Origin of the sequence: Marinovum sp. 2_MG-2023 (assembly GCF_030548265.1) — a bacterium.
Classification (GTDB): Bacteria; Pseudomonadota; Alphaproteobacteria; order Rhodobacterales; family Rhodobacteraceae; genus Marinovum.
In genome coordinates this window covers 1-18,276 of record NZ_JAUOSD010000029.1, presented here as the reverse complement: position 1 = coordinate 18,276, position 18,276 = coordinate 1, and the positions used below count along the sequence as shown (strand labels likewise).

17 protein-coding genes are annotated in these 18,276 nt (G+C 60.9%); 9 read left to right on the top strand and 8 right to left on the bottom strand.

Translation table 11 applies throughout. The features are described from left to right. Positions 1-18 precede the first annotated feature (18 nt). Positions 19-1,182 (bottom strand): isovaleryl-CoA dehydrogenase, encoded by a 1,164-nt coding sequence (locus Q4577_RS20840; protein ID WP_244687689.1) that lies wholly within the window; start codon positions 1,180-1,182, stop codon positions 19-21. Positions 1,183-1,356: 174 nt separating this feature from the next. Between Q4577_RS20840 and Q4577_RS20835 the strand changes: the two genes are divergently transcribed. Continuing rightward, positions 1,357-2,676, top strand: a complete 1,320-nt coding sequence (locus tag Q4577_RS20835; protein WP_303470023.1) for a peptidoglycan-binding protein — start codon at positions 1,357-1,359, stop codon at positions 2,674-2,676. A gap of 49 nt (positions 2,677-2,725) precedes the next feature. Here Q4577_RS20835 and Q4577_RS20830 read toward each other — a convergent pair whose 3' ends face one another. Together Q4577_RS20830 and Q4577_RS20825 are read right to left on the bottom strand one after the other, a co-directional pair. After that, complete coding sequence (locus tag Q4577_RS20830; protein ID WP_303470024.1) at positions 2,726-3,919, bottom strand: DegT/DnrJ/EryC1/StrS aminotransferase family protein; 1,194 nt, start codon at positions 3,917-3,919, stop codon at positions 2,726-2,728. 56 nt (positions 3,920-3,975) lie between these two features. Further along, positions 3,976-4,650, bottom strand: a complete 675-nt coding sequence (locus Q4577_RS20825; RefSeq protein ID WP_244687512.1) for an HAD-IA family hydrolase — start codon at positions 4,648-4,650, stop codon at positions 3,976-3,978. 108 nt (positions 4,651-4,758) lie between these two features. On the opposite strand from Q4577_RS20825, the gene glmU reads away from it, so the two are divergent. The 4 genes from glmU to Q4577_RS20805 are packed head-to-tail and all read left to right on the top strand — an operon-like array spanning position 4,759 to position 9,169. Further along, positions 4,759-6,114: a bifunctional UDP-N-acetylglucosamine diphosphorylase/glucosamine-1-phosphate N-acetyltransferase GlmU gene (gene glmU / locus Q4577_RS20820; protein WP_303470025.1), complete on the top strand. Its 1,356-nt coding sequence runs from the start codon at positions 4,759-4,761 to the stop codon at positions 6,112-6,114. Further along, complete coding sequence (gene glmS, locus Q4577_RS20815; protein WP_303470027.1) at positions 6,114-7,937, top strand: glutamine--fructose-6-phosphate transaminase (isomerizing); 1,824 nt, start codon at positions 6,114-6,116, stop codon at positions 7,935-7,937. Before glmU ends, glmS begins: the two co-directional genes overlap by 1 nt. A gap of 3 nt (positions 7,938-7,940) precedes the next feature. Beyond that, on the top strand, positions 7,941-8,492 hold the full coding sequence (locus tag Q4577_RS20810; protein WP_303470028.1) for a pyridoxamine 5'-phosphate oxidase family protein: 552 nt from the start codon (positions 7,941-7,943) through the stop codon (positions 8,490-8,492). Further along, entirely contained in the window at positions 8,489-9,169 is a 681-nt protein-coding gene (locus Q4577_RS20805) for a DNA alkylation repair protein (RefSeq protein ID WP_303470029.1), read from the top strand. Before Q4577_RS20810 ends, Q4577_RS20805 begins: the two co-directional genes overlap by 4 nt. Here Q4577_RS20805 and Q4577_RS20800 read toward each other — a convergent pair. Beyond that, positions 9,159-9,665, bottom strand: a complete 507-nt coding sequence (locus tag Q4577_RS20800; RefSeq protein WP_303470030.1) for a hypothetical protein — start codon at positions 9,663-9,665, stop codon at positions 9,159-9,161. The genes Q4577_RS20805 and Q4577_RS20800 overlap by 11 nt on opposite strands. A gap of 84 nt (positions 9,666-9,749) precedes the next feature. Here Q4577_RS20800 and moaA point away from each other — a divergent pair, with 84 nt between their 5' ends. After that, positions 9,750-10,757 carry a GTP 3',8-cyclase MoaA gene (moaA, locus tag Q4577_RS20795; protein ID WP_303470032.1) on the top strand — a complete coding sequence of 336 codons (1,008 nt, stop codon included), beginning with the start codon at positions 9,750-9,752 and terminating at the stop codon, positions 10,755-10,757. A 193-nt stretch (positions 10,758-10,950) separates the two neighbouring features. Here the strand turns inward: moaA and Q4577_RS20790 are convergent, their stop codons facing one another. Then, complete coding sequence (locus tag Q4577_RS20790; RefSeq protein WP_303470054.1) at positions 10,951-11,730, bottom strand: glycosyl transferase; 780 nt, start codon at positions 11,728-11,730, stop codon at positions 10,951-10,953. Between the two features lie 173 nt (positions 11,731-11,903). Between Q4577_RS20790 and Q4577_RS20785 the strand changes: the two genes are divergently transcribed. Then, positions 11,904-12,332: a DUF2934 domain-containing protein gene (locus Q4577_RS20785; protein ID WP_303470035.1), complete on the top strand. Its 429-nt coding sequence runs from the start codon at positions 11,904-11,906 to the stop codon at positions 12,330-12,332. A 207-nt stretch (positions 12,333-12,539) separates the two neighbouring features. Further along, positions 12,540-13,577, top strand: a complete 1,038-nt coding sequence (rsgA, locus tag Q4577_RS20780; RefSeq protein WP_244687529.1) for a ribosome small subunit-dependent GTPase A — start codon at positions 12,540-12,542, stop codon at positions 13,575-13,577. A 130-nt stretch (positions 13,578-13,707) separates the two neighbouring features. Here the strand turns inward: rsgA and Q4577_RS20775 are convergent, their stop codons facing one another. Beyond that, positions 13,708-14,871 carry a M20 aminoacylase family protein gene (locus Q4577_RS20775; protein ID WP_303470040.1) on the bottom strand — a complete coding sequence of 388 codons (1,164 nt, stop codon included), beginning with the start codon at positions 14,869-14,871 and terminating at the stop codon, positions 13,708-13,710. Positions 14,872-15,093: 222 nt separating this feature from the next. On the opposite strand from Q4577_RS20775, the gene Q4577_RS20770 reads away from it, so the two are divergent. After that, complete coding sequence (locus Q4577_RS20770) at positions 15,094-16,119, top strand: YeeE/YedE thiosulfate transporter family protein (protein WP_303470042.1); 1,026 nt, start codon at positions 15,094-15,096, stop codon at positions 16,117-16,119. Here Q4577_RS20770 and Q4577_RS20765 read toward each other — a convergent pair. Continuing rightward, on the bottom strand, positions 16,103-17,392 hold the full coding sequence (locus tag Q4577_RS20765) for a DUF3422 family protein (protein WP_303470044.1): 1,290 nt from the start codon (positions 17,390-17,392) through the stop codon (positions 16,103-16,105). The genes Q4577_RS20770 and Q4577_RS20765 overlap by 17 nt on opposite strands. A gap of 401 nt (positions 17,393-17,793) precedes the next feature. Beyond that, positions 17,794-18,276: NAD(P)(+) transhydrogenase (Re/Si-specific) subunit beta (locus Q4577_RS20760; RefSeq protein WP_303470046.1), on the bottom strand; the 483-nt coding region annotated here is incomplete at its 5' end.

The window sequence follows — 18,276 nt, the reverse complement described above, 5'->3', positions numbered from 1 at the left end:
ATTTCGCCGTGGGCAACATCAGCGCATCGCACCCATCATTTCGCGCCCAATCAGCATACGCCGAATTTCCGATGTGCCAGCCCCGATTTCCATCAGTTTGGCATCGCGGAAGATGCGCGCCACCGGGGTTTCGTTCATGAAACCGGCGCCGCCCATGGCCTGTACCGCCTGATGCGCCACCACCATCGCCTCTTCGCTGGCATAAAGACAGCAGGCCGCCGCATCCTGACGGGTCACCTGACCGCGATCACAGGCCTTGGCGACCTCATAGACATAGGCGCGTGCCGAATTCATCTTGGTGTACATATCGGCGATCTTGCCCTGCATAAGCTGGAACGACCCGATCGGCTGGCCGAATTGCTTGCGCTCGGCCAGATAGGGCATGACCTCATCCAAACACGAAGCCATGATGCCGGTGCCGATCCCGGCCAGCACCACGCGTTCGTAATCCAGACCGGACATAAGAACGCGCACGCCGCGCCCCTCCTCGCCCAGAACGTTTTCGAACGGCACTTCGACATCTTCGAAGATCAATTCAGCGGTGTTGGACCCGCGCATCCCCAGCTTGTCAAAATGGGCAGAGGTGCTGAAGCCCTTCATCTCTTTCTCGACAATGAAGGCGGTGATCCCCTTTGATCCTGCATCCGGGTCGGTTTTGGCATAGACCACCAGCGTATCGGCGTCCGGGCCATTGGTGATCCAGAACTTGTTGCCATTCAACACATAGCGATCATTGCGCTTTTCGGCCCGCAGGCTCATCGAGACCACATCCGATCCGGCCCCGGCCTCGCTCATCGCGAGCGCACCGATATGTTCGCCCGACAGCAAACGCGGCAGGTATTTCGCCCGCTGCGCATCGCTGCCGTTCAGCTTGATCTGATTGACGCACAGGTTGGAATGCGCGCCATAAGACAGGGACACGCTGGCCGAGGCCCGCGCGATTTCCTCGACCGCGATCACATGCGCCAGATACGACATGCCCGCGCCGCCGAATTCCTCTGACACGGTTACGCCCAACAGGCCCAATTCGCCCATTTCGCGCCACAGCTCATTCGGGAATGCATTGTTGGCGTCAATTTCCGCCGCCATCGGGCGCACCCGATCCTGCGCCCATCGGTGCACCATATCACGCAACGCATTCACATCTTCGCCCAGGTCGAACGCCATCACCGCGTTGAACATCGTGCTTGCCTCCCAGTAAATGAACAACTGTTCAATAAATGCCACATCGGCTGCCCTGCGTCAATCCCCGTCGCCCGGCTGGACCACGCAGCCCCTGCAGCCGTCGCTGTTGACGGACCGCCAGGAGCACCCGACAATGAAAGGATTGCACGTAATCATTTAAGGACCAAAGACATGCGGGACTTTTTCTTTGCCGCCATCGCGAGCCTGTTGATGACCGGCGCGGCCTCTGCCGCCGAATGGCGGTTTCTGGGCCCGAACGGAGAGTCGTCTGATGGATATTCCCTAACTGAATCATCGGCCTGCACCCATCGGCTGAGCGGGCAAATCGAAAAGGGCGATACCGCGCTGATTCAGGCCGACCTTGAGCAGACGACCAAATTCTATGTGACGGGCGGGCTGCAACTGGCGCTTGTTCCGCGAATCCCACCGGATGCCGGCACACCAATGGCCCGGGATCTAAGCCGTGACGAAACCAAATTGCTGCAAAGCGCCCTGGCCCAGAACGGGTTTTATTCCGGGGCCATTGACGGCGTAGCAGGTTCGGGGACACAGGATGGGTTGCGGCGGTTCATCGGATACCGCGAACGCAATCTGGATCTCATGGCCCCGCTCGAGGCGCTGGTGATCGTGCTTGTCACATCGCGCCAGAAAGTGCCCGATTACATCCTGACGGAATTGGGCATTGATCGCAGCCTCTTTGAAACCTACGCGCAAGATCTGGATTTCTTTGTCTGTCTGGACAGCCCCGGCGGCGTCCTGACCGAAGGTGTGAACCTGGCCGCGCTGTTCAAGGATCAGCATATCCCAACCAAGATCGAAGCCGATGCCGTCTGTGAATCCGCCTGTGCGCTGGCCTTTATGGGCGGCACCCAAGGATATTCCGAAAGTGGCGTTGCCGTCATGCGGGTGTTGCATCCATTGGGGCGGCTTGGGTTCCACAGTCCCGCGCTCGACATTGCTGCCGGGCAATACAGCCAAGACAACGTGGAAAAAGCGTTTCAATTGGCGCTGGAGGCCATTGCCATGATAAACGAGCAACTTACCTCGCAAAGCGAAGGCACCGAACCTTATCTCAAACCTTCGCTTCTGTCGGCGCTCTTGCGCACCCCGGCCAGCACGATGCTGTATGTCGATACCGTGGACCGGGCCGGACAATGGAGCATTGATGTCGGGCCCATACGCGATCTTCCCGCCGTCAGCGACAAGACCCTGACCCGGTCCTGTATTCAATCCGTGCAATGGGCCCAAGACCGAAGCGCCTTTGACACGGTCTACAGCTATGACAATCCGTTATATATCAGCAAGAAGCCAGACGGGCGCACCTCCGTGCTTTATGGCGAGATGCAGGAATTGGAATGCCTCTACCGGATCACACCGCAAAACGGTCTGCCAAAGTATGAGGCTGAGCTGCCACGGCATGTCACGGGGCGGTTTTCGGCCTTGTCCTATTTTTCGGCTGACACGCCCCTGCGGCATCTGGCCCGCCGGTAATCGCCCAAACCATTTGGCCGCAGGATCGTGCGGCCAAATGCGGATCGCGTCACCCGGCCTGAAAAACCGCCGCCACCTCTGCCCGGATGATCCGCGCAATCAGGGCACAATCCTCTGTCGAGAAGGTCAGCGGCAGGCGCATATCGACGATACCGCGCAAGACCCGGTCGCTGGTCGGCATCGGCTCTGACACGGCATACCGCCAAGAGTCGTAGCGCGAGGTGAAGGCCACCGGCTCTGCCCCGCCAAACCATTTCAGCTCGACGCCACGCGCACCACAGCGGCGCAACACCTCGGCGATTGCGGCCTCGGACCAATCCAGCAGCAGGAACTGGATCGACGAGCCGACAAATCCCTCGCCCGCGCGCCGCGCCACCCGCGTCAACCCCGGCGTGTCGCGCAGACCGGCCTCGACCACGCGATAGCGTTCGTTCCAGCGATCAACCTGTTCCGGCAGCCGCGCCAATTGCGGGCGCAAAATAGCCGCGCGCAGATGATCCATCCGGCCCGACACATTTGGCGTGTCATATTTGATCTGTTCAAACACCTCTGGCGCGGGCGCGGCAAGGTGACGGTCATACAGCATATATGACCCCGACAGCATTACCGCCCGGGCCATGACCATATCATCATCAGACACCAAAAACCCGCCTTCGCCGGCATTGATGTGTTTATAGGTTTGGCAGGAATAACAGCCCACAACGCCATGCCGCCCCGACGGCACACCGCGCCAGGTCGCCCCCATGGTATGGGCGCAATCCTCGATCACGGTTACATCCGCCGCGTCGCATAGCGCCATCAGCCGATCCATGTCGCAGATATGGCCGCGCATATGGCTGAGCAGCAGCACCTTGGCCTGATCCAGCTTGGCAGCCAGATCCTCCAGATCAATCACCAGCCCCTCGGTCACGCCGACAAAGACCGACACCGCGCCGACAGATGCAATCGCCCCCGGCACCGGCGCCAGGGTAAAGGCATTGGTCAACACGCGATCACCGGGCATCACCCCCACCGCGCGCAGCGCACAGGCCAGCGCATATCCGCCGGACGCCACCGCAAGGCAGTATTTCGCACCGGTCAGATCCGCAAATTCCTGCTCCAGACGCGACACCGCGCCCGGTTCATCGCCCACAAGGTTATAGCGATGCAAACGCCCGCTGCGCAGAACCTCAACCGCCGCTTCGATCCCCTCTTCCGGGATCGGCTCTTGCTGGGTGAAATTGCCGGTAAATCGCTCACTCATGGTCTAGTTTCGCACTCCACCAAACGTCAGGCCGGCCATGCCGCCCGGCCGCTTCATTACATATCGTCTTTTATCAAGCCGCAGACAATTTGATGCAAATCGTCATAGTCATGCAGCAATGCCTCGGGCTGCAAGGCAGCCATATCTTCGCCCGACGGACCGAAAGTGACCAGCACACAAGGCACGCCCGCCGCCCGCGCGGTTTCGCGATCGGTGTCACTGTCGCCAATCAACACCGATTGCGCCACCTTGCCCCCGGCACGCTCTACCGCCGCGACATAGGGCGCAGCATCGGGTTTGCGCACCGGCAGGGTATCCGCCCCGACAAGCGACCCAAACAGATCCCGCACCCCAAGCGACACAAGCAATTTATCGGCCATCGCTTCGGGTTTGTTGGTACAGACCCCCACTCGGAAACCATCGGCCAACAGCGCCTTGATCGCGGCAATTGCGCCGGGATAAAGCACCGTCTGATGGTCCAGCGCGCGATCATATTCCGACAGAAGACGCGGATACCATTGCGCCACCGCCGCCGCGTCATCCCCCCGGCCCATCCGCGCCAGTCCCAGCGTCAGCATCGCCCGCCCGCCGCGCAGCGCCGTGCCCGCATCGCGCACAGGGTCCAGCACGTCCCCCGCGCCCATGTCCCGAAAACAGGCATTCGCCGCCGCGATCAAATCACCACTGGTATCCGCCAAAGTTCCGTCAAGATCGAAAATCACTGTCCGCATAGGGCACCCTTCCTGACACAAACCGCAATCCAACGTGAGGATCGCCACCTTGCGAGTTTCAATTCAGCGGATAAAACGGGGGCGAGGCAATTACAAAGAGAAAGCGCAATGAGCATCGCACTTGTCATTCTGGCCGCCGGTAAAGGCACCCGGATGCGTTCCGACCTGCCAAAAGTTCTGCACAAGGTTGCCGGCGCGCCCCTTCTGGCCCACGCCATGCAATCCGGTGCCGCGCTGGAACCCGACCGCACAGTGATCGTGACCGGTCACGGCGCGGATTTGGTGGAAACCGCCGCGCGAGACATCGACGAAACAGCAACCTGTGTCGTGCAATCGGAACAACTGGGCACCGGCCATGCCGTGCTTCAGGCGCGCGACGCGCTGGCCGGGTTTTCCGGCGATGTGATTGTGCTTTATGGTGACACGCCGTTCATTCGTCCCGAAACGCTTGCCGCCATGGCCGAGGCACGGAAAACCCATGACGTGGTTGTGCTGGGATTTCAGGCGGCTGATCCGGGCAAATATGGCCGGTTGGTCATGGATGGCGACGCGCTGCAACAGATCGTTGAATTCAAAGACGCGGGCATGCGCGAACGCGCGATTGATTTCTGCAATTCCGGGGTGATTTCCGCCGACGCCGAGACGATGTTCACCCTGCTTGATCAGGTTGGCAACGACAACGCCTCTGGCGAATATTATCTGACGGATATTGTCGCCCTCGCCCGCGCTGCCGGGCTGAGCGCCACTGCGGTCGCCTGTGACGAGAGCGAGACCATGGGCGTGAATTCCCGCGCCGATCTGGCCGTGGCCGAAGCCGAGTTTCAAACCCGCGCCCGCGCAGAGGCGCTGGAAAATGGCGTATCCCTTGCCGCGCCTGCCACGGTCTATTTCGCGTTTGACACCTACATCGGCCCGGATACCGAAATCGAACCGAACGTGGTGTTTGGCCCCGGTGTGACGATTGAAAACGGCGCACAGATCCGCGCCTTTTCACATCTTGAGGGATGTCATGTGTCGCGCGGCGCAATTGTTGGCCCCTACGCCCGCCTGCGCCCCGGTGCCGAACTGGCCGAAGATGTGCGGGTCGGCAACTTTGTCGAGATAAAGAATGCGACGCTAGACGCCGGGGCCAAGGTCAATCACCTGACATATATCGGCGACGCACATGTCGGCGAAAAAACCAACATCGGCGCGGGCACGATCACCTGTAACTATGACGGGGTTTTCAAGCACCGAACAGAGATCGGCGCGCGGGCCTTCATCGGATCAAACACCATGCTGGTTGCCCCGGTCAAAATCGGCAACGAGGCCATGACCGCAAGCGGCACCGTGGTGACCAAGGACGTGCCCGATGCCGCCATGGCCATCGCCCGCCCCGAACAGATCAACAAACCGGGCCTGGCACGTAAATTGTTCGAAATGTTAAAATCCAAAAAGGCCAAACAGGCCGGAGGCACCGAATAATGTGTGGTATTGTCGGGTATCTTGGCGGGCATGAAGCCGCCCCAATCCTGGTTGATGCGCTGAAACGGCTGGAATATCGCGGCTATGACAGCGCCGGGATCGCAACGGTGCATCAGGGTCGGCTGGATCGGCGGCGCGCGGTGGGCAAGCTGGTCAACCTGTCGGATCGGCTGGTGCATGAACCTCTGGCGGGGCGCTCCGGGATCGGGCACACCCGCTGGGCCACCCATGGCGCCCCGACCGAGGCCAACGCACACCCCCATAATGCCGGCAAGGTTGCCGTTGTGCATAACGGCATCATCGAAAACTATCGCGCCCTGCGCGAGGAACTGGCCGCAGCCGGGCTCAGCTTTGCCACCGACACGGACACCGAAACCATCGCGTTGCTGACGCGGTTTTACATGGATCAGGGCAAATCCCCGGTCGAGGCCGCCTTTGCCACGTTGGACCGGCTGGAAGGGGCCTTTGCGCTCGCGTTCCTGTTTGACGGCGAGGCCGATCTTCTGGTGGCGGCGCGCAAAGGATCGCCACTGGCGATTGGCCATGGTGACGGCGAGATGTATGTCGGCTCTGACGCGATTGCGCTTGCGCCGCTGACCGACCGCATCACCTATCTCGACGAAGGTGACAGGGCGATTGTCACCCGCACCAGCCTGGAAATCCGCGACGCCGACGGGCAACTGGCCAACCGTCCGGTCAAGACGGTGAAACTGGATGCCGCCAAAGTCGACAAGGCGGGCTATAAACACTACATGGCGAAGGAAATCGCCGAACAGCCGGCGGTGATCCAAAACGCTCTGGCCGAATATCTGACCGCCGATGGAAGCGCGCTGGTCTGGCCGGAAAACCTCCCCGACTTTTCCAAAATCGACCGCATCACCATGGTGGCCTGTGGCACGGCGTTTTACGCCTGTCTGACCGCGAAATACTGGTTCGAACAGATCGCGCGCCTGCCGGTCGAGGTCGATGTGGCCTCGGAATTCCGGTATCGCGAACCGCCGATCCCAAAAGGCACCGCCGCCCTGTTTGTCAGCCAATCGGGCGAAACCGCTGATACGCTTGCCGCGCTGCGATATGTACGTGGCAAAGCCGATCATGTAATGTCGGTGGTCAATGTTCCCGAAAGCTCGATCGCGCGGGAAAGCGATGTGGCCCTGCCCATCCACGCCGGTGTCGAAATCGGCGTCGCCTCGACCAAGGCCTTTACCTGTCAATTGACCGTGCTGCTTTTGATGGCACTCAAGGCCGCCCATGACCGCGGCACGATGGACACCCCACAGCTTCAGGACCGGCTGTCGCAGCTGCGTGCGTTGCCCGGCCAGATCAACGATGCCCTGACCCAAAGCGACGCGTTGCGCGACATTGCCTATGATCTGTCCAAAGCCAAGGACATCCTGTTCCTTGGTCGGGGCCTTATGTATCCCATGGCACTTGAAGGTGCGCTGAAGCTAAAAGAAATCAGCTATATACACGCCGAAGCTTATGCATCAGGCGAGCTGAAACACGGCCCCATTGCCCTTGTTGATCCGATGGTGCCGGTGGTGGTGATGGCGCCCTGTGACGCGCTGTTCGACAAGACTGTGTCCAACATGCAAGAGGTCATCGCCCGTGGCGGCAAGGTGGTTCTGATCACCGATGCCCGGGGTGCGGCGCGCGGCAGCGGCGATGTCTGGCACAACCTGACCCTGCCAACCGTGCCGGATCTGTTGACCCCGATCCTCTATGCCATCCCGGCACAGCTGCTTGCCTATCACACCGCTATTGCCAAAGGCACGGATGTCGACCAGCCTCGAAACCTTGCAAAATCTGTCACGGTGGAATGATCCATGGCCAAACAATTTCCGGCGATTGAGGCGGCACATCAAACCATGATCGAGGCGCAGCATGTCTTTTTCTGCGCCACTGCGGCGACGACGGGCCGGGTCAACCTGTCCCCCAAGGGCATGGACAGCCTGCGGGTTCTGGGGCCGAACCGGATCATTTGGCTGAACCTGACCGGATCGGGCAATGAAACCGCCGGGCATCTTGCCGAAGTGCCGCGCATGACCTTGATGTGGTGTTCCTTTGACAAACGACCGCAGATCCTGCGCACCTATGGCACCGCGCGCAGCGTACATCGCAATGATGCCGATTGGCCGGAATTGATTGCCCATTTCGGCGACCGGATCGACGCCCGCCAGATTTTCGACCTGTCGGTCGAGATGGTCCAGACCTCCTGTGGCTATGCGGTGCCCTTCATGGATTTTGCCGGCGAACGGGACACGCTGACGCGGTCCAACACATCCAAGGGCGCGGAGGGCATGCGCGATTACTGGGACACGTATAATCGCGAAACCATTGATGGTCTGCCCACCGGCATTGATGCGAATTTACAATGACGCCTGAGGCCGCGCTGGACGCGATGAAGGCCCATATCGAACCGGGCCGCGCCGAAGGGTCCGCCGCATATCACAAGGTGCCGCGAGCGTATCTGGGCGTGCCAAACCCGGCCTTGAACGAATTGACCACCGCTTGGCGCAGGACGTTGACGCTGGCCGAACGTGTGGCGCTGGCGGATGGCTTGTGGAAAACCGACATTCACGAAGCCCGCATTGCGGCGGCAAAACTTCTGACCCAGGCGCGCATCCGTCCCGATGATGCGGTTTGGGATCTGATCCTGTCGTGGGTGGCGGATTTTGACGCCTGGGCCATTGCCGATCACGCCTGTATGGCGGCGCAAAGACGCCTGACCGCCGATCCATCCCGTCTGGATCAGATCGAAGCCTGGACAAGATCCGATCACATGTGGACCCGGCGCGCGGCGTTGGTGGCCACCCTGCCCTGGACAAAATTGCGCCACCCCAAACCGGATGACATTGTCCGACGCGACCGCATCCTTGGCTGGGCCGCGGGCTATGTGGAAGACAAGGATTGGTTCATTCAAAAGGCCGTGGCCTGGTGGCTGCGCGATCTGTCGAAACATGCGCCCGACGCCACAGAGGCCTTTCTTGGCCTGCATGGGGACCGGATGAAGCCATTCGCCCGCCGTGAAGCGGGCAAATACCTCAGTTCCTGAAGACCAAAATCTCTGGCAGACCGGTCAGCGGCGCTTCGATCAACCGCATGGCCGCCAGCGAAATCCGGCTGCCGGCCGTGGCCGGCCCGTCAATCGGTATCAGATCGACCTGCGCAGATTTGCCAGAGCCGGGAAATTCCACCCGGCCCTTGGTCGCGGCAGTCACCAAGGGCGTTTCCAGCCAGAACCCCGGCCGCACCGGATCACCAAGTGACGCCACCGTGGACCCAAGCGCCGTCTCGCCACCGCTGGCAGGCACTTCCGCGGCCTTTTCACGGTCTTGCACCGTGGTCGTGTCAAAATCTTCGGCTGAAACCGCATCTTCCGGCGGCCGTGTGGCGGGGGCAATACTGCGCGACGGATCCGGGGTGTCGGCCTCTTCCACGGCGGCCGTATCGCGATCGCGCGGCCGCAGCATCCCACCAAACCCGCCTTTGTCACCGCAGGCAGACACCAATAAAAGCGCCACCGCGCCGAGGATCAAACGTTTTGTCATGGCCCCATCCATACGCCTTTGGTCGCCCCCGTCAACGCCACATTCCCCTTGTTCGGCGGGGTGGCGCACCCTACCTTACCGGTCATGACAGTCAAACTCATCGACCCGTTTCAACGCCCGATTTCCTATCTCAGGGTCTCGGTCACCGACCGCTGCGATTTCCGCTGTGTCTATTGCATGGCCGAGAACATGACATTCCTGCCGAAAAAGGAATTGCTGACGCTGGAGGAGCTGGACCGCATGTGCAGCACCTTCATCGGCCTCGGGGTCGAGAAACTGCGCATCACCGGCGGTGAACCGCTGGTGCGCCGCGACATCATGACGTTTTTCCGCGCCATGACCCGCCATCTCGACAGTGGCGCGTTGCAGGAACTGACTCTGACCACCAATGGCAGCCAGCTGGAACGATTTGCCGATCAGCTGTTTGACGCCGGTGTCCGCCGGGTGAACGTGTCGCTGGACACGCTGGACGAAGACAAATTTGCCCGCGTCACCCGCTGGGGCCGCCTGCCCCAGGTGTTGCGCGGCATTGATGCGGCCCAGGCTGCGGGGCTGCGGGTGAAAATCAACGCCGTGGCCCTAAAAGGGTTCAACGAGGATGAGCTGTTCACCCTGACGGAATGGTGTGCCAGCCGCGACATTGACCTGACCTTTATCGAGGTCATGCCAATGGGGGATCTCGGCAATGAAGACCGCATCGGCCAATATTGGTCGCTCGACGATCTGCGCGGCCAACTGGCCCAGAACTACACCCTGATCGACCTGCCCGAGCGCACCGGCGGCCCCGCACGTTACGTGCAGCTTCAGGAAAGCGGCCAGAAAATCGGCTTTATCACGCCCCTGACCCATAATTTCTGTGAAAGCTGCAATCGCGTGCGGCTGACCTGTACCGGCGAATTGTTCATGTGTCTTGGCCAGGAGGACAACGCCGATCTGCGCGCCGCCCTGCGCAACCACCCCGACAGCAATGCACCGCTAGAGGCCGCGATCCGCGATGCAATCTCGCTCAAGCCCAAGGGCCATGATTTCGACTATTCCCGCCAACGCGCCGATGGTCAGGTCAGCCGCCACATGAGCCACACTGGCGGCTGATCCGCCGCGGCGCCAACGACCGGAAACCCGGGGCCCGCCCGGACCCTGCCCGGACCCCGGTCTTCTTCTCTTTTTAAAATACGCAAATCCGCCTCCCCCGAACCAGGACCAGAGCCAGTGTTCTGCGGCATGTTCTGCGTTTTCTTTGGGCTCCGGCGCGGGGGCATCTTTGGTCAGGCCCGCTTCTATTCGATCAGGCCCAGTCCGGCCCCAAGTCCGCACGCGCGCGATCAATCCAATGATCCCGCAACCAGCCACAAGGTTTGGAATAGCGAATGAACTGGCCGGTATAGCCGTCCACCGCATCCGGCATCTTGGGGCGGCCATGAAAACATACCACCCGCGCCTCATCCGGCAGCCGCGGTGACATCAGGTAATTGCGCGGAAACGGGTTGCAATCATACTTATAGCTCACCACCCATTCGCCGGGGATATAGTCAAACACCCCGTTGTCCATCGCCTTGTGCGAGGTATAGCGCTGCTCTGACCCGCGGGCCTTTTCCACCTCGTCATATGGGTTGGCCGCCAGATCGCGGTACAGAAATCCATGCTCGCCCGGGTCAAACCGAAACACCGATCCATGACCGGTGGGCCGTCCTTTGCGCTTTTCTGTCCAGTCATGGCGCATGGCAATCTTGCCCGGTGACATCTGCCAGATCGGCGTCAGATCGCCGGTGATCACCACGTCCAGATCAAACCCAAGCACCGGCCCATCCAGATCCGGCACCAGATCGGGGCGAAACAGCGACACCTTGCGCATTGCGCCCTGCCGGTTGGCCACCGCCAGCGCAGCATTCATCGGCTCCGAAAAGGGTTCGACCGGCAGGTCAAGCACTTCGATATCCGGATGCAAACCGTCGGTTTCCTCGGTCATGCAGAAAAACCGCACCGGGGCGTCGATATTGCGCCGCACCCCGGAGTACAGCCGATTGACATATTCCGGCCCGAACAAGGTGCCCCATTTGATGCACATGATATTGGCGACCACGGGCGACTCCTTTTTCTGTTGCCAGCGACTTAGCGCGTATTGCGGCTGCATACCAGTCGGGCGCGACATTTCTGCACAGCAGCATTTATTGTGCAAGTGCAGAAACTCTGCTACGTTCGTTAGCGCTAACTTATACTGTGACGAAGGGGGAAATCACCATGACCACAGCCCAGAATACAAACCAAACCGTCGACACCGCCGCCATTGCCGAAGCTGCGTTTTACATCTGGCTGAACGATGGCCAGCCGCATGGATGCGAACAGGATCATTGGCTTCGCGCAGAGGCCGCTTTGCGCGCGCCCAAAGCCGCGCCGAAAAAGCGCCGCGCACCGGCCAAATCTGCGGCCGCAAAAACCGCCCCCAAATCCGCTGCCCCAAAAGCTGCCGCCAAAACCGAAGCACCAGCCAAAGCCGCGACAAAGACCGCTGTGAAGACCCCGGCAAAAGCAGCGGCAAAAACCACAGCCAAAGCCACAACCAAAGCGCCCACAAAGGCCGCCGCCAAAACGCCCGCAAAAACACTGGCAAAAACACCGGCCAAAGCAGCCCCGAAAGCCGCCGCCAGGCCAACCGCCGCAAAAGGCTGACATCTTCCGGGTGAACGGCGCGATTTGCCGTTCACCACCCCCTTGATCCGGCGCGCGCGTCGGACTAATCTAACACGAACCCAATTCAGCGCAGGAGGGCATCATGGAAATTGTGTGCACCCTGCGGGTGGCGGTCTGATCCGCTGTCCGGGCCGAAATCATGCTTGAACCCCAAGCATTCGATCTTCCTGATACGGGACAAAACCATTGACAGTTAAAACCTTGCCTGACCTCGGATGGTCAGATCATTTCGCGCGGCAAATTGAAGAGGCCGACGCACATCTCCCCCCTGCCCGCGTGGCGGAAATCCACCGTGACCGGCTTGTTGCCCTGACCCCCGACGGTATGTTCGATCTTCACCCGCGCGAGGCCAGCGGCGCCTATGCGGTGGGCGATTGGATCTTGTCCGACGGCGTTTCGGCCCTGCGCCGTCTGGACCCGGTCACCGACCTGACCCGGCGCGCCGCAGGCCCCGGCGTCGCAGCCCAGCGCATTGCGGCGAATATCGACACCATTGCAATTGTCACCAGCTGCAATGACGATTTCAACGTTGCGCGACTGGAACGTTATTTGGCGCTGGTGTCTTCGGCCGGTTGTTTGCCATTGGTTGTGTTGACCAAATCCGACATGGCGGACACCCCCCATGACTATCTGCGTCAGGCCGAACGTTTGTCGCCGCTGGTCACCGCGCTGACGGTCAATGCCAAAGATCCGGAAGAGGCCAATCGCCTCGCGCCGTGGTGCTCGAAGAACCAAACGCTTGCGCTGATTGGATCTTCCGGTGTGGGCAAGACCACCCTGCGCAATGCTTTGACCGGGGAAAACGCCGAAACCCGCGATATTCGCGACGATGATGCGCGCGGCCGCCACACCACGACCTTTCGCGCCCTGCGGCCAACCCTTGCGGGGGGCTGGTTGATCGACACCCCCGGCATGCGGGAGCTGCAATTAAAAGATGCGGCGGATGGCATTGGCGCGGTCTTTGATGACCTTGAGCAATTGGCAACCCAATGCCGGTTCAACAACTGTGGCCACGACAGCGAACCGGGATGTGCCATCACGGCGGCAATCAAATCGGGTCAGGTCGACCGCGAGCGGATTGCCCGTTGGCAAAAACTGTTGCGCGAAGACCGGCACAATTCCGAAACGCTGGCGCAATCGCGCGCCCGGGGCAAGGCCTTTGCCAAGTCGATCAAGGGCGCACAGGCCAAAGGCCGACACAAGCGCGACATCGAACGCGAGTAAGGGGTTCGCTTGATGTGCCCGCCCCCGTCAACCGCGCCTGATCTTTGATCTGGGGTCGCGTTGCATGGGCCAAATGCATTGATCAGAAAACGGGGTGCGCGTGACTTGCGCACCCCACCTCACGCGCCCGCTAGGCCGCAGGCATCCGGTTTTCGACAATCTCGGCCCACCAGGAACAGCCGGCGGGGATCGCCTCGTCGTTGAAATTGTATTTCGGGTGATGCAGATCGGCGCTGTCGCCATTGCCGACCAGGATATAGGCGCCGGGCCGTTCCTCTAGCATATAGGCAAAATCTTCGCCGCCCATGGTAATCTGGGCCAGATCACATGCGCCGGCGACCTTTGTGGCGACCTCCGCCGCAAAGGCGGTCTGTTCCTCTTGGTTGACCATGCACGGGTAGCCATGATGATAGGTCACATCCGCCGACCCGCCAAAACTGGCCGCGATCCCGTCACAGATTGCCTTTACCCGCGTTTCGGCCTGGGCACGCAATTCGGCGCTCATGGTGCGCACCGTGCCCTTCAGCTCGACTTTCGCCGGTATGACGTTGAACGCGTTGGAAGAGGTCTCAAAAGAGGTGACAGAAACCACGATCTGATCTGCCGGATTGGCGTTGCGGCTGGCAATCGTCTGTAGCGCCGTCACCGCATGGGCGGCCATCACCACGGTATCGACGCCCAAATGTGGCATGGCGGCATGGCCCCCCAAACCCTCAAAGGTGATCTCGAATTGATCGGTGGCAGCGAAAAACGCACCGGGGCGAATGGCAAAAGACCCCAATGGCAAACCGGGCCAATTGTGCATGCCATAGACCTCCTGGATGCCCCAACGATCCATCAGACCATCTTCGCACATCTCACGGCCACCGCCGCCGCCCTCTTCTGCCGGTTGAAAGATCACCACAACCGTGCCGTCGAAATTCCGGGTTTCGCTCAGGTATTTTGCCGCCCCCAACAACATCGCTGTATGGCCATCATGGCCGCAGGCGTGCATGGCGCCATCGGTTTTCGAGGCATATTCTACCCCGGTCTGTTCAAGGATCGGCAGCGCATCCATATCGGCGCGCAGGCCAATCACCTTGCCGCTGTCCGCAGAGTTGCCCTTGATCACCCCGACAACGCCGGTGCGCCCCAGCCCGGTCACCACCTCGTCACAGCCAAAGTCCCGCAGCCGGTCCGCCACGATTCCCGCCGTGCGATGGGTATCAAACAGGATTTCGGGGTTTTCATGCAGATCCCGCCGCCAAGCGGTGATTTCCCCCTGCAATTCGGCAAATCGGTTCTTCACGGGCATGGCGAAACTCCTTGAACGTCTGATGATCTGTAGACTGGTCTGGCGCAGCGGGCATGTATGCCCCTGACGCGACCGATCCCCGGCCTTTGCATCAACAGGTGGCCCCACAGCACCGCAACGTCAATACCCGCCGGGGCCGCCGGGCCGCAAATCCGCCACCTGCCCCTTGATCGCTCTGCAAATAGCCTGCATGTGAGTTCAAACAGAACCAACGAGGCGGCCATGTTCGAATATTTCAGCTTTGAAGACACCAGTGCAAAACAGGCCAGTGTCATAATGGCCCTGATCCTTGGCATGCTGTTCGGCGTGCTGGCCGAGCGGACGAAATTCTGTTTTCGGCGCGCGTTGGTCGGCGATGATCGCAAACAGGCGGCGGGCATTTGGGCCATGGCATTGGCCACTGCGGTGCTTGGCACCCAGGGCGCGGTGGCCGCAGGCTGGATCGACTTTGACGGCCACCGTTTCATGACGCCGGATCTGGCCTGGCTCGCTATTGGCCTGGGCGGGGCGCTGTTTGGGGCCGGCATGGTGCTGACCCGTGGATGCGTGTCGCGGCTGGCGGTGCTGGGCGGTACGGGAAACCTGCGCGCCTTGACCGTCATTCTTGTGTTCTCGGTTGTCGCCCATGCCACGCTCAAGGGCGTCTTGGCCGCCCCCCGCACCGCGCTGGCCAGCGTGAGCCTTCCGCTGGGCGAACATATCTCGCTGGCGGCCCTGCCCGGCGGCGCATTGCTGTGGACCGCGGTGATTGCCTTGCTGGCGCTGTTCCTGGCTGTGCGCTCTGGCAACACGATCCGGCATTTGGTCATGGCCGGCCTGCTGGGCCTGCTTGTGCCTGCGGCCTGGGTTGGAACCGGATTTGTGTTGTTCGACGACTTCGACCCGATCACAATGGAAAGCCTGTCCTTCACCGCGCCGGCCACCGAAACCCTGTTCTGGGCCATCGCCAGCACCGCGATCACCCCGGGGTTTGGCGTCGGCCTGTTTGGCGGCGTCCTGACCGGGGCGCTGCTGGCCTCGCTCAGTTGCAAGACCTTCCGCTGGCAGAGCTTCACCAGCCCGCGCGAAACCGGGCGCTACATGTTCGGCGCGGCGCTGATGGGGGTTGGCGGCGTCCTGGCGGGCGGCTGCACCGTTGGCGCGGGGCTGGGCGGCATTCCCACCCTTTCGGTCGCGGCGTTGCTGGCGCTTTGCTTCATGGCGATCGGCGGGCTGACCACACATGCCCTGACTAAGGTTTCGCGCTAAGCCGCTTTTTCATCCGGTGCAGGAACCAGGCCACCGCCCCGACAACCGGCAGCGTCAATCCCGCCAGCACCCATTCCTTGCTTATCCCCACGGCCTTGCCAAAGGGATAGGCAAGATACCCCGCCAGCGACACCGCGTAATAGCTGATCGCCACAACCGACAGCCCCTCAACCGTCTCTTGCAGACGCAGTTGCAATTCCGCCCGTCGGTTCATCGCCTCCAGCTGCGACTGGTTTTGGGCAGAGCGCTCGACCTCGATCCTGGTACGCAAAAGCTCGCTGGCCCGCATCGCCCGCTCCGCCATGGTGGCCAGCCGCCGCTCGGTTGATTTCACCGTGCGCATCGCCGGATCATACCGGCGGACCATGAATTCATGCCAGCTTTGCCGACCGTTGAAATGGCTTTCGCGCAGCATCTCGATCCGTTGCAGCACAATCGCCTCATAGGCACCGGTCGCACCGAACCGAAACGACGATTTGGCCGATTGCGCCTCAAGCTCCGCCGATATCGCCAACAGGGCCTGAAGCGTTTCCTCGGCCTGTTGTTTTTCATCCGTCATCCGGGTCATCAAATCGGTCAACTGATCATCCAGCGCCCCCAGGACCGGTCCCAGCTCGCCAGACTTGGAAAACCCGAGCATCGAAAGCGATTTGTACAACTCGATTTCGCAGATCCGTTGCAGGATACGCCCCACCCGGCTTTCGCCGGTGCCATCGGCAGGAAACACCGCGAACCGCACATGTCCCGCCGGATCAATTCGGAAATCACCGGCCACAATCGCCGCCTCTTCCAGAACATGGCTGACCGCCAGGCTTTCCGGCACAAACCAACTGACCAGATCCTCGGCCAGACGGGCCTGATCGGGCTGCGCGCCAATCCGGATCATCGCCGATGTCACCCGCTGCCCCGGCGCACGCGCCAGCCAATCTTGCGGAAACACATCAAAATCCGCCGGGTCAAACGGACGCTCGCCCGCGCCATCCATGAACACCGAATATGTCACCACCTCGGTATGGCTTTCCCATTTCAGATTGTGCTTGCCGATCTGCGCCGAATAATGCGTCGCCCCCGGCTGGGGATGCGGCGCGCCATAGCGGTTCAGCAAATCAATCAGATGGGCTAGATCTTCGGATTTGTCGCGCGATGCCGCGTGATCTTCTTTGCGCACAACCAGATAAACCGCCCGCCCCGGGGTGCCCACCGTCGGAAAGGGCCGTGCATGCAGCTCGTTTGACAGCTGATAGCGCAGAGGATGGTCAGAGAACTGGGTCATGAATGCGGCCTTGTATTTTGCCGCAACTTATCCTGATCCAACACAGGATAAACCAAAAAATTCAATTTCTTTCAATACGTTACAGGAATACAATTGCATACCATTCACCGACATCGCGCGCCCCGTCGGCTAACCCCGCAAGAAGAAACAAAAACACCGGATTTGCCGCCCCGGCGAATTTCGCGCACCAGATCGCTTTCGTGTCAGGAATGCAACAAAGCAAACCACCGCCTGCAACCGGGTGCCCGGCTTCTTCTGTTCAAAAATATCCCGGGGGAAATTGTGGCCTGCCACAATTGGGGGCAGCGCCCCCGTTTGACCTGCGCAAGAAAAAGCCTCCCCGAATTGCTCCGGGAAGGCCATTGTGACTGTCAACAGCGGCGTATGTGCCGCCGTCAATCTCACTCGATCATTGGCAGCAGTTTGTTGAGGCTGTCTTTGGCGTCGCCATAGAACATGCGGGTGTTCTCCTTGAAGAACAGCGGGTTCTCGATGCCGGAATAGCCGGTGCCCTGGCCGCGTTTCGACACAAAGACCTGTTTCGCCTTCCAGCATTCCAGAACCGGCATGCCGGCGATGGGGCTGTTGGGGTCGTCCTGGGCGGCGGGGTTCACGATGTCGTTCGACCCGATCACGATGGCGACGTCCGTTTCGGGGAAGTCCTCGTTGATCTCGTCCATCTCCATCACGATGTCATAGGGCACCTTGGCCTCGGCCAGCAGCACGTTCATGTGCCCCGGCAGACGCCCGGCAACCGGGTGAATGGCGAAACGCACGTTCTTGCCCTTAGCGCGCAGCTTGGTCACCAGCTCGCTGACCGCGTTCTGCGCCTGGGCCACCGCCATGCCGTAGCCTGGGATGATGATCACGCTGTCGGCCTCGTT